Origin of the sequence: Hansschlegelia zhihuaiae, assembly GCF_004103825.1 — a bacterium.
GTDB lineage: Bacteria > Pseudomonadota > Alphaproteobacteria > Rhizobiales > Methylopilaceae > Methylopila > Methylopila zhihuaiae.
In genome coordinates this window covers 1173-12633 of the sequence record NZ_RYFI01000038.1, presented here as the reverse complement: position 1 = coordinate 12633, position 11461 = coordinate 1173, and the positions used below count along the sequence as shown (strand labels likewise).

The 11461-nt window shown below is 69.8% G+C and carries 12 protein-coding genes; 3 read left to right on the top strand and 9 right to left on the bottom strand.

From position 1 onward, the window contains the following. The 5 genes from EK403_RS21810 to EK403_RS21790 all read right to left on the bottom strand — a co-directional run. Window positions 1-897, bottom strand: an 897-nt coding sequence (locus EK403_RS21810; RefSeq protein ID WP_164919725.1) for a hypothetical protein, incomplete at its 3' end; no start/stop codon positions are given. 104 nt (window positions 898-1001) lie between these two features. Beyond that, complete coding sequence (locus EK403_RS21805) at window positions 1002-1286, bottom strand: hypothetical protein (RefSeq protein WP_128779556.1); 285 nt, start codon at window positions 1284-1286, stop codon at window positions 1002-1004. Between the two features lie 65 nt (window positions 1287-1351). Further along, on the bottom strand, window positions 1352-2644 hold the full coding sequence (locus EK403_RS21800) for an RsmB/NOP family class I SAM-dependent RNA methyltransferase (protein ID WP_128779555.1): 1293 nt from the start codon (window positions 2642-2644) through the stop codon (window positions 1352-1354). Window positions 2645-2727: 83 nt separating this feature from the next. After that, entirely contained in the window at window positions 2728-4344 is a 1617-nt protein-coding gene (locus EK403_RS21795; RefSeq protein ID WP_128779554.1) for a calcium-binding protein, read from the bottom strand. 195 nt (window positions 4345-4539) lie between these two features. Continuing rightward, a complete protein-coding gene (locus tag EK403_RS21790) occupies window positions 4540-5988 on the bottom strand; it encodes an MFS transporter (protein ID WP_128779557.1) in 1449 nt (482 codons plus the stop codon). 342 nt (window positions 5989-6330) lie between these two features. Here EK403_RS21790 and guaB point away from each other — a divergent pair, with 342 nt between their 5' ends. Next, a complete protein-coding gene (guaB, locus tag EK403_RS21785; RefSeq protein WP_128779553.1) occupies window positions 6331-7824 on the top strand; it encodes an IMP dehydrogenase in 1494 nt (497 codons plus the stop codon). Between the two features lie 18 nt (window positions 7825-7842). Next, a complete protein-coding gene (locus tag EK403_RS21780; RefSeq protein ID WP_128779552.1) occupies window positions 7843-8268 on the top strand; it encodes an MAPEG family protein in 426 nt (141 codons plus the stop codon). Here EK403_RS21780 and EK403_RS21775 read toward each other — a convergent pair. Continuing rightward, on the bottom strand, window positions 8265-9191 hold the full coding sequence (locus EK403_RS21775; protein ID WP_128779551.1) for a UDP-3-O-acyl-N-acetylglucosamine deacetylase: 927 nt from the start codon (window positions 9189-9191) through the stop codon (window positions 8265-8267). The two genes, EK403_RS21780 and EK403_RS21775, sit on opposite strands and share 4 nt — an antisense overlap. Window positions 9192-9311: 120 nt before the next feature. Between EK403_RS21775 and EK403_RS21770 the strand changes: the two genes are divergently transcribed. Further along, a complete protein-coding gene (locus EK403_RS21770; protein WP_128779550.1) occupies window positions 9312-9812 on the top strand; it encodes a superoxide dismutase family protein in 501 nt (166 codons plus the stop codon). A gap of 6 nt (window positions 9813-9818) precedes the next feature. On the opposite strand, the gene EK403_RS21765 is transcribed toward EK403_RS21770, so the two are convergent. The 3 genes from EK403_RS21765 to EK403_RS23540 all read right to left on the bottom strand — a co-directional run. Further along, window positions 9819-10085: a hypothetical protein gene (locus EK403_RS21765; RefSeq protein WP_128779549.1), complete on the bottom strand. Its 267-nt coding sequence runs from the start codon at window positions 10083-10085 to the stop codon at window positions 9819-9821. 38 nt (window positions 10086-10123) lie between these two features. Next, window positions 10124-10870: an RlmE family RNA methyltransferase gene (locus EK403_RS21760; protein WP_428979640.1), complete on the bottom strand. Its 747-nt coding sequence runs from the start codon at window positions 10868-10870 to the stop codon at window positions 10124-10126. Next, a partial coding sequence (locus EK403_RS23540; RefSeq protein WP_428979639.1) for a Ppx/GppA phosphatase family protein occupies window positions 10867-11461 on the bottom strand: 595 nt, incomplete at its 5' end. The genes EK403_RS23540 and EK403_RS21760, both read right to left, overlap by 4 nt.

The following is an 11461-nucleotide window of genomic DNA, read 5'->3' as shown; positions in this document are numbered from 1 at the left end:
GAAGATCCGCTTGAGGCTCGGGCCATCGATCGCCGGCGAGCCGTTCTCGGCCCGGATCGTCACCAGCGCGTAGCCGGGCGCGACGCCGAAGCGCGGCGGCAGCGGCGCGACCAGAACGAAGAGCCGCGCGCCGTCGGCCGCCGTCGTCGCGGTGGCGCCGCCCGCGCCCCCGGCCGCGACGTCGGCGAGCAGCGCCGCGAGCCGCAGCGCCTCCTCGCGCCTCGTCGCGCCGAGACCGACGCGGCCCGCCCCGAACGTCAGCCCGCCGACCGGCGCCGTCGCCTCCGCGGCCGCGTTCGCGAAGATGATCCGCCCGTCCGGCCCGACGATGACGCAGCCGATCGCGAGCCCGTCAAGCGCCGCATAGCCAAGGCTCGGCCGGTCCGCCGCCCCGAGCCTCAGTCGAAGCTGGAGCGCGCGCTGCAGATGCGGCGTGAACCTGCCGACCCGCCTCACGTCGCGTTCGTCGAAGCGCGACGACCGCTCGCCACGGTGGATTCCGAGCTCGCAGAACCGGCCCGGCGCTATGGGAAACACGCCGCCGACAAACTGGAACGTGTCGAGCTCACGGGTGAAGTCGCAATAGAACTCGCTCTGCCGGAAATCGACCTCGGAGACGAGGTCGAGACTGCGACGCGGCGCGAGTTGCGGCCCGGCCGCGAAGGCCGCGGGCACGAACGGATTGACCGAATGGAAATAGGCCGCGTAGCGGGCCATCGCCGCTTCAGGCAGGTTTGCGGTCGCGCCCTCGACGCAGCCGCGGTCGTCGATCACCGCGACGACCGCGCTGCCGCCGCGGCCCGACCGCGCCATGATCTCGGGCAGACGCGCGAAGCCGTCGGCCTCCATGGCCGCGTCGTAGATGTCGCCGATCAAGCCGTGTGAGGCGCGCGGCATCAGCCGATCCGCCTTATTGAGCCTTTGACCAGCGTATCGAAATGGGACGCCTTACGCCAGCGGGTTCATCCCAAGGTCCTGTTGGCGGCGGCCATGACTTCGCCTCAGAGGCGGCCGCCGCCGTTGGGCGCGGGGGCCGAAGGATCCGAATTGGGCGTCGGCGCGTTCGGCGTCGCGACTGGACTGCAGACGGTCGGAGCTTCGGCCGCGAAGCGCTGATTGAGCTTGCCGCAGCCCCATTCGCGCATCTGCTGGGGCACCAGCGTCGCGACAGTCGTGCCGACGCGGTCGTTCGGGTTCGGTCCCCAGTTCACGAACCAGACCCAGTAGCCCGCGATCGCAATGACCAAGAGGCCGATGATCTGGAGGAGGCCGCTGATGGTGCGCATGAGATCCGCCGCGAAAATTCGAACGTCGCCCGACGCTTGGGGACATGTCGCTTGGGCGGCTCCGGTCAAGTCCGCCGCAGGGCGCAGACGAAGAAGCCGTCCGTGCCCGAGCGGCGCGGGCTGAACAGGAAGGCCTCGCCGGACGTCGTCGCGAAAGCCGCGAGCTCCGGCGCTCCAATCGTCGTCGCGGCCTCGCGCGCGGCGATCGGAGCGAAGCCCGGATGACGCTCCCTGAAGGCCGCGATCCGCGCCTCATTCTCGGCCGGAAGCAGCGAGCAGGTGACATAGACGAGCCGTCCGCCCTCTTTGACGAGAACCGCGGCGGCGTCGAGCGCGGCGTCCTGCTCGGCCATGCGGATCTCGAGCGCGCCCGGCCGCATGCGCCATTTGGCGTCGGGGTTGCGCCGCCAGGTCCCGGTCCCGGTGCAGGGCGCGTCGACCAGCACGAGGTCGGCGCGACCCTCGAGGTCCGCGAGCACCGGCTCGTCGCGGCGCGGCGAGCGGATCTGAAGGTTCCGCAGCCCGGCGCGGGCCGCGCGATCGTTGAGCGGCGCGAGGCGCCTCAGGTCGCTGTCATGCGCGTAGAGCTGGCCGCGATTGCCCATGCTGGCGCCGAGTGCGAGCGTTTTGCCGCCGGCCCCGGCGCAGAGGTCGACGACCTGCTCGCCCGGCGCCGCCGCCGCGATCAGCGCGGCGAGCTGCGAGCCCTCGTCCTGCACCTCGACCAGACCTTTCAGATGCGCGGGCTCGGACTGGACCGGCGGGCCGCGGCCGTCGTCGGTCAGCGGGATTCGCACGCCAAAGGGCGCATGCGGCGTCGGCTCCGCCTTCAGGTGAGAGAGCGCGCGCAACGCCTTGTCGCGATCGCCTTTCAGCACGTTGACCCGAAGGTCGAGCGGGGCGCGGCGGGCGAGCGCCGCCCCCTCCTCCGCCCGCGCGTCGCCGAAGGCGTCGGCGAAGGCGGCGTCCAGCCATTCGGGGTAGTCGCCCAGCACATGCGGCGGAGCGCCGTCGAGCGCGGCGGCCGCGATCGCAGCGCTCTCGGCCTCGTCGGGCGGCGCGGGCGCGTGCTGGCTCGCCGCGAAGGCGGCCGTCATCTCCTCGGCCGTCCGGCCGCGCGCGAAGGCGAGCGCGCCGAGGATCAGCGCCCGCGGGCTGTCAGAGCCCATCCGCCAAGCGATCGACGCGCGCGCCCGCAGCGCGTCATAGACGAGGCTCGCGATCCGCGCCCTGTCGCCCGAACCGGCGAAGCGATGCGCCGCGCCCCAGTCCTTCAAGGCCTGGGGCGCAGGAGCACGGCGGTCCTCGACCTCGGTCAGGACCTCGATCGCGGCGAGCGCGTGGGCGGCGGGGGTCATGCGACGGGCGGTCTCCAGAGGAAACCGCCACGAACACGACCGGCGGCCGTGGCGCAAGCCTCAGCCGCGTCGACGGGCCGCCGTCAGAGGATGAAGTCGGTCTCCTGAAGCTCGATCAGCTTGACGTCGAGCAGGCGGACAACGTTCTTGCCGGTCTCGCCCTCGAGCTGATCGGTCAGCGTGATCACCACGTCCTTGCCGACCTGCTTGGCGTCTGCCAGCACGTCGTCCGCCTGGTTGTAGTGGAAGGCCGAGACGTCGATGCGGTCCTCGCCGCTTTCGAAATCCTTGACCCGGTCGCTCCCGCCGCCCGGCCGGAACACGAAGACGTCGGCGGCCGCGCCGCCGATCAGGCTGTCGTTTCCGGCGCCGCCGACCAGATGATCCGCCCCCGCTCCGCCGTCGATCGTGTCGTCGTCGACGCCGCCGTCGAGGGTGTCGGCGCCCGCGAGGCCGGTGATCTTGTCCTTGCCGGCCGCGCCCAAGGTTATCTCGTCGGCGGCCTTGCCCTTGAGCACGTCGGCCTTGCCGGTTCCGAACCGCGGCTCCGGGATCGCGTCGCCGTAGATCTGTCCGCCGGACGTGAAGATCTTCACATAGGAGCCGTCATCGAGCCTGGCGTATTCGGTGTCGGTGCTGGGAATGGCGACGCCGCCTTCGTTCTGCGCGCCGAAATACTCCGTCACGATGTCGTCCGACAGCGGCTTGCCGTCCTTGTCGAAGAACCGCATCACCTCGGTCGTGTAGCTGAGAGTCGCCTGGTCGGTCCACGCGATCGCGAAACCCTTGTCGAAGGTCAGAATCTCGGGCGCGGACTGGTTCGCCGAGAGGTCCTGGTTGACGATGAAGTCCTTGCCGACCGGCTTGCCGTTCGCGCCGTAGACCCGGGCGTAGAGGTCGAAATTGACGCTCGATCCCTCGTCATAGGCCATCCAGGTGACCACGAAGCCGCCGGTCTCGAGCTCCTCCGCCTTCACGTTGAAGCGCGCGAAGCCGAAGAAATCGAGCGGGCGCATCTCGGTCGAGTTGATCTGGAACTGCTGTCCGGCCTTGCCCGCTCCGTTGAAGGCGACGCCCTTGAGCTGGCCGTCGGCCGCACGGAAGATAGCGACGCCGCCGTCGCCATTGCTCACGACCGTCTGCTCATAGGACGCCGCGCCGAGCGGGCCGGCGACGTCGTCCTCGACCACGATCGGCTTGCCCAGCGGCTTCATGTCCTTGCCGAGGATCGTGAGCGTCGTATCCTCGCCGCTCTCGGAGGACCGCGTCACCAGCGCGACCTTGCCGTTGTCGAGCAGCGTCATGTCGTGGATGAAGCTCGCCGCACGCTGGTCGACGACGACGACCGGATTTCCGGCCTTGCCGGTCGCGCCGTCGATCACGACCGCCTTGAGCTGGATCTGGCCGGTCGAGAGGTTGTTGGCCTTCCACAGCATGCCGTATTTGCCGCCGCCGAGCTCCACGAACTCCGGCAGGCCTTCAAGGAAGGCCGGGCCGTCCACGACCGTGGGCTTGCCGATCGCCTTGCCGTCCTCGTCGAAGCGCTGGAACATGATCTCGACTTGCGGCAGCGGGACCGACTGCGTGGTGCGGTTCCAGCCGACGATGAAGCCGTCCTTCGTGCCGATGGTCTCGAAGATCGAGTCTGACTGGTTGGCGCCCGGCTTGGTGAGCGGCGTCGGCTTCGTCGAAATGGCCAAGATGTCCCCCTATTCCCAGAAAGGAACGGGACATTGCTCAAGCGGCGGGCGACGGGCAACGGAAACGGGCTGAATTTCTAGGCAGATACGGGTTCTTACTTAGCCGCCTTGCCGTTTTCAGAGCTCGAATCTGTGTTTGATCATCTGATCAGCGCAGAATCTGAGCAGGTTTGTGAGCAATCGATTCGCCGACGATCAGGCCCGCTCCCGCGCCGCGGTGACCGGGTCAGGCCGCGGCTGGACATGGCCCGACACCTCCTCGCCCGCGTCCGGCCTCAGCCGCGCGAAAATCACCACCGACGACGCCGAGATCAGGCCGATCGCGACGAAGGCGAGCGGGAAGTCCCCGGCCTGGAGCTCGGTCCCGCCGCGCTCGGCGAGGATGGCTTCGAGCGACAGCGCCGCGAAGCTCACGCCGAGCGACAGCGACAGCTGCTGCGCGACGCTCGCAAGGCTGGTCGCGCCGCTCATCCGCTCCTGGTCGACGTCGGCGTAGCCGAGCGCGTTGACCGAGGTGAACTGCAGCGAGCGGAAGAAGCCGCCGACGAGCAATGCGCCAAGCATCACGGCGGCGGGCGTCGCCGGCGTGAACAGCGCGGGGGTCGTCATCAGGGCGGCGGCGACCACCGCGTTCGTGGTCATCGTGGCGCGGAAGCCGAAGCGTTTCAGGATGGGCTTCGCGGTGAACTTCATGAACAGCGCGCCGAGCGCCGAGGCGAAGGTCAGCAGTCCGGACTGGAAGGCGTTCAGGCCGAAGCCGATCTGCAGCATCAGCGGCAGCAGGAAGGGCGCCGCCCCGATGCCGATGCGGAACAGCGACCCGCCGAGGATCGCCGCGCGGAAGCTGGCGATCCGGAAGAGCTTCAGATCGAGGATCGGGTGTTCGACGCGCGCCGCATGGCGGGCGTAGACCGCGAGCGCCGCCGCGCCCGTGACGAGCAGGAGGCCGGCGGCCCAGATCGGCAGCGCCTCGAGGCCGAGCGCGGTCGAGCCGGAGACCACCGCCGCGAGCCCGAAGGCCGAGAGCCCGAAGCCCGCGCCGTCGAACGGCGTGCGCTCCTCCGCGCGGACGTCGGGGATGTAGAGGCTCGCCAGCGCCAGGCCGAGCGCCGCGATCGGCAAATTGATCCAGAAGATCCAGCGCCACGAGAAATAGGTGGTGATGAAGCCGCCGACCGGCGGGCCCATCACCGGGCCGATCAGCGCCGGGATCGTGAGCCAGGCGAGCGAGCCGACGAGCTCGGATTTCGGCACGGTCCTCAGGATCACGAGCCGGCCGACCGGCACCATCATGGCGCCGCCGACGCCTTGCACGATCCGCGCGCCGATGATCTCGGGCATGGAGCTCGAGAGGCCGGCGAGCGCCGAGCCGAGCGCGAAGATCGCGATCGCGGCGCGGAACACCAGCCGGGCGCCGAGCCGGTCTGCGAGCCAACCTGAAACCGGAATGAAGATCGCGAGGCTGAGCAGGTAGGAGGTCAGCGCGAGCTTGAGGTCGATCGGATTCTCGCCGAGCTCGCGCGCGATCGCCGGCAGCGAGGTGGCGAGGACCGTCGAGTCGAGGTTCTCCATGAACAGCGCGCAGGCGACGATCAGGGGAACGAGGATGCGGGCGGGGACGCGCGTGTTCGGGAAGGTCGGCATGATGCTGAAGGGGATATAGGTCGCGCGGCGTCTTCCCGCGAGCGCCGGGACCGCATTGCCGCCTTGCATCACGGAGACTTCGTCGTGGTCCGGCTTGACCGAACCACCCATGTCGATCGTGGAGCCGGCCGTCCGCGATGGGCCTCCGGGTAAGCCGGAGGACGACGCCACATCTTGGGGCGTTCAAAAGCGCAGCGCGGCCATGCCGCACGTCATTTGCGCCTCGGCCGCGCCGTGCTAAAGGTCCGCGCCAACTTCCCCAACCGGCGCTCCGGCGCATGAGGGGCCGGACGCCGACGGGCGGCGCCGGGCGCGTCCGCGCACCTGATCGAGGAGGTCGGCATGTCGAGATTCGACGAGGTTTTCGCCAGCGAAGCCCTGACCTTCGACGACGTCCTGCTTCGGCCGGGGCTGTCCGAGGTGATGCCCGGCGAGGCGGATCTGCGCTCCCGCGTGACCCGTACGATCTCGCTCAACATCCCGATCCTGTCCTCGGCCATGGACACGGTAACGGAGGCGCGGCTCGCCATCGCAATGGCGCAGGCCGGCGGCATCGGCGTCATCCACCGCAATCTCGAGCCCGACCAGCAGGCGGCCGAAGTCCGGCAGGTCAAGAAGTTCGAGAGCGGGATGGTGGTGAACCCCGTCACCATCGCGCCGGACGCCACGCTCGCCGAGGCCTTCGAGCTGATGCGGGCCAACAACATCTCTGGCATCCCGGTGGTCGAGAACGCCGCCAACGGCCGCGCCGGCAAGCTGGTCGGCATCCTCACCAACCGCGACGTGCGCTTCGCCACCAATCCGCGCCAGCCGATCTCGGAGCTGATGACGCACGAGAACCTCATCACCGTGCATGACGGGGTGAGCCAGGAGGAGGCCAAGCGCCTGCTCCACACGCACCGCATCGAGAAGCTTCTAGTCGTTGACGACGCCTACGCCTGCGTGGGCCTGATCACCGTGAAGGACATCGAGAAGGCGGTCGCGAACCCGAACGCCAACAAGGACGCGCAGGGGCGCCTGCGCGTCGCCGCCGCCACCACCGTGGGCGACAAAGGGTTCGGGCGCGCGGAAGCGCTGATCGACGCCGGCTGCGACCTGATCGTGGTCGACACCGCCCACGGCCATTCGCAGCACGTGCTCGACGTCGTCGCCCGCATCAAGCGGCTGTCCAACGAGGTGCAGATCGTCGCCGGCAACGTCGCGACCGGCGAGGCGACCCGCGCGCTGATCGACTCGGGCGCGGACGCGGTCAAGGTCGGGATCGGCCCGGGCTCGATCTGCACGACCCGCATCGTGGCGGGCGTCGGCGTGCCCCAGCTCACCGCCATCATGGAGGCGGTCGACGTCGCCAAGCGCGAGGACGTGCCGGTGATCGCCGACGGCGGCATCAAGTTTTCGGGCGACCTCGCCAAGGCGATCGCGGCCGGCGCCGACGCCGCCATGGTGGGCTCGCTGCTCGCCGGCACCGACGAGAGCCCGGGCGAGGTCTATCTCTACCAGGGCCGCTCCTACAAATCCTACCGCGGCATGGGCTCGGTCGGGGCGATGGCGCAGGGCTCCGCGGACCGCTACTTCCAGGCCGAGGTCAACGACCGCCTCAAGCTCGTGCCCGAGGGCATCGAGGGCCAGGTCCCCTATAAGGGCCCGGTCGCCGCCGTGCTGCACCAGCTCGCGGGCGGGCTCCGGGCCGCGATGGGTTATGTCGGGGCGCCGACGATCGCCGAACTCCACAGCCGCGCGCAGTTCGTCCGGATCTCCGGCGCGTCGCTCCGGGAGAGCCACGTCCACGACGTGACGATCACCCGCGAGAGCCCGAACTATCCGAGCGTGGCGTAGCACGAGTAGGCCCGAACTATGACTGTCCAGGCCATCTTCGCCCCCGTCTTCGCGCAGGTCATGCTGACCTTCGCGCTGCTCGTCTGGATGGGGCGGGAGCGGTGGGTCGCGGTGCGCGCCGGAGCGGTGAAGGGCCAGAAGGGCGTGTCGCCGCGCCGGATCGAATGGCCGGCCCGGGCGCAGCAGGTCTCTGACTGCTACCTCAACCAGTTCGAGCTGCCGCTGCTGTTCTACGTGGCGGTCGGGCTGGGCTTCCTGACGCGAAGCGCCGACCTCGTCTTCGTGACGCTGTCCTGGGTCTTCGTCGCGACCCGCTATGTCCACGCCTTCGTGCACACCGGCTCGAACCGCACGGCGACGCGCTTCGGCTGGTTTCTGGTCGGCGCCCTCATCCTGATGGCGATGTGGATCTGGCTCGCGGCGCGGATCTACGCGCCCGTCTAGGGCTCGGCCGGCGAAGCCCGCCCATGCTCGTCATAGGTCACGACGTCCCACGCCTTCGGCGTCGACATCAGCGCTTCCAGCAGCCCGTAATTGTGCTCGTGACCGGGACGGATCGCGACCACATGGCCGACAATCGGCATGCCGGCGAGCGCGAGGTCGCCAACGAGGTCGAGGGCGCGGTGACGGACCGGCTCGTCTGGGAACCGCAGGCCGCCGATCGCGTCCTTGCCCCAGAGCGCCGCGGTGTTGGTGGCGTTCGCGCCGCGCAGCACCGGCTCGCGGCGGAACAGCCCGACGATCTTGCCGGGCAGCGCCCATTTCACGCGGCCGAAGCTGCGCGAGACGGCGAGCTCGCGGCGGAAGCTCTCGCGGTCGATCCTGCCCTCCCAGCGCAGCTGCCCGAAATGCGAGAGCGTCACGGCCGAATAGGCCGAGAAGGCGGGGCCCGGCTCGGCGGTCTGCTTGTGGTCGCCGGAGCGGTAGCGGACGCGCTTCACGATGCGCAGATAGCGCCGCGGCCGGTCGAGCTCGACGCGGCCGGCCTCCTCGAGCGCCGCGCACCAGGGCTCGGCGCTGCCGTCGAAGATCGGCACCTCCTCGCCCTCGATCTCGATCAACGCGTCGTCGATCGCGTAGGCCGACAGAGCGGCCAGGAGATGCTCGACGGTGCGCACCAGCGGGCCGTCGCCGACCTGCAGCGCCGTGCAGAGCGGGCGCGACCGTCGGTTCGGCCACAGCGCCGGCACGTCGTGCGCCCTCCCCTTCACGAAACGCCGGAACGCCAGCCCGTGGCCGGCCGGCGCGGGCTTCAGCCGGACCGTCGCGGGATCGCCGGTATGGAGGCCGCTTCCGCTGCGCTCGACCGGTCGCGCGAGCGTCGCCTCGCGAAGGGGGCCGGGGGGCGCAGAGTCGACCTCGCTCATCTGGACTTCACGGGATCGCGTTCCGCCACATATCCGAAACCGGGAACGACGCCGCGCCGAACCTCATTCGACCGGTAGGCGGCGGATCGCCGCCCAAGCATTCGAACCGGGATTCTTCTCATGAAACGCATCTTCGCCGCCACGCTTTGCGCCAGCGTCCTCGCCCCGGCCGCCGCTCTCGCCACTGATGCCTACGAGATCATGGGGAAGGACGGCAAGAAGGTCGGCGATCTCTCGCTGACCGCGGCGCCGCAGGGCGTGCTGATCGACCTTCAGGTCCAGGCCGGCGCGCTCACCCCCGGCAAGCACGGCCTGCATTTCCATGAGATCGCCGACTGCTCGGACGTCGGCCAGTACAAGAAGTCCGGCTCACACGCCGGCCACGCTGAAGGCAAGCACGGTCTGCTCAACCCGAACGGCCCTGAGCCCGGCGACCTGCCGAACCTGATCGCCTCGCAGGACGGCTCGGCGCAGGTCCAGCTGTTCACTCAGCTCGTCAAGCTCGACGGGCTCAAGGACGCAAACGGCAGCGCGCTGCTGATCCATGCACAGGGCGACGACCAGACGTCGCAGCCGATCGGCAAGTCCGGCGACCGCGTGGCCTGCGCGGCGATCAAGTAGGCCGGATCATTCCCCGCCCGTCTCGGGACGGCGGAACAATCGCGAGTCCTCCCCGCCCGCCCGGCAGCGGCGGGCGAACGCCTGTCCGGCCTCCGGATCGTCGAGCATGCTCGCGAACTCCTCTTCGGAGATCTCGTAGAACTCCTCGAACTCGACATAGTCCTGGGTCATCTCGACCGACAGATAATGCTTGCCGGTGGTCCGCTCGATTCCGAGCGAGTAGCGCTCCTCCTGCGAGATCATGAGCTCGTCAAACTGAAGTCGGGTGGTCATGGCGATCGCTGCGGCTTTTGGCTGCGGTGGCGAGGACCTTACCCTCTTTCGCCCGTCCCGGCAGAGTCGCCGCGGAAACCGCTCGCCAGCACGTAGAGTTCGGCGCTGTCCTTGCGGCTCGCCGGCGGCTTGACGTGCTCGACCTTGGCGAAGTCGCGCTTCAGCGAAGCCAGCAGCTCGCCCTCGGTGCCGCCCTGGAAGACCTTGGCCAGGAACGCTCCGCCGGGCGCCAGCACCTCGGACGCGAACAAGGCCGCCGCCTCGACCAGCGCGACGATCCGCAGATGGTCGGTCTTGCGATGGCCGATCGTGTTCGCGGCCATGTCGGAGAGCACGAGGTCGGCCTGGCCGCCGAGTCGCTCCTTGAGGAGGTCGGGCGCCCGGTCGTCGAGGAAGTCAAGCTGCAGGAAGTCGACGCCCGGGATCGGCTCGATCTCCAAGAGGTCGATCGCGATCACGCGTCCCCTGCCCTCAGCCGAACCCGTGCGCTCGGCCGCGATCTGGCTCCAGCCGCCCGGCGCGGCGCCGAGATCGACAATGCGCTGCCCGGCTTTCAGCAGCTTCTTGCGCTCGTCGATCTCAAGCAGCTTGTAGGCCGCCCTTGAGCGAAAACCTTCGCGCTTGGCGGCCTGGACGTAAGGGTCGTTGAGCTGGCGGTTGAGCCAGAGCGTCGAGGCGTGACTGCGCTTCCTCGCAGTGCGGACGCGCACTTCGAGGCCGCGGCCGGCCCCGCCCGCGCCCGATCCTCCTGCGCCTCGGCCGGAGCGCCCGGGCGTCCGGCTCACCCGCGCCGCCCGCGCCTTCGGGGCCCGCGCCGGCGCCACACGCCGTCGGCGCGCATCAGCTCGACCAGGATGCCCTCGCGCAAGCCCCGATCCGCGACCCGGAGGCGCGCGACCGGAAAGGCGCGGCGGATCGCCTCCAGCACCGCGCAGCCGGCGAGCACGAGGTCCGCCCGGTCCGGTCCGATGCAGGGGTTCTGGCAGCGCTGGTCGTAGGACATCTCCTTCAGGCTCTCGACCACGCGGGTGACGTCGGCCGAGGCCATCCACTGACCGTCGACGAGCCGCCGCTCGTAGCGCGGCAGCCCGAGATGGACGCCCGCGATCGTCGTCACCGTGCCCGAGGTGCCGAGGAAGTGGATGTCGCTCAGCGAGGCGCTCAGCGTCTCGCGCTCCGGGAAGGTCTCGAGCAGGCGCTCGACCTCCAGCACCATATCCTCGAACACCTCGGTCGAGACCTTCTCGCCGCCATAGCGCTCGGCGAGCGTCACCACGCCGACGGGCAGCGAGACCCAGGCGCGCATCGCGAGGTTCCCGGGGCCTCCGCCGCGCTTGCGCTCGAGCCACACCACCTCGGAGGAGCCGCCGCCGATG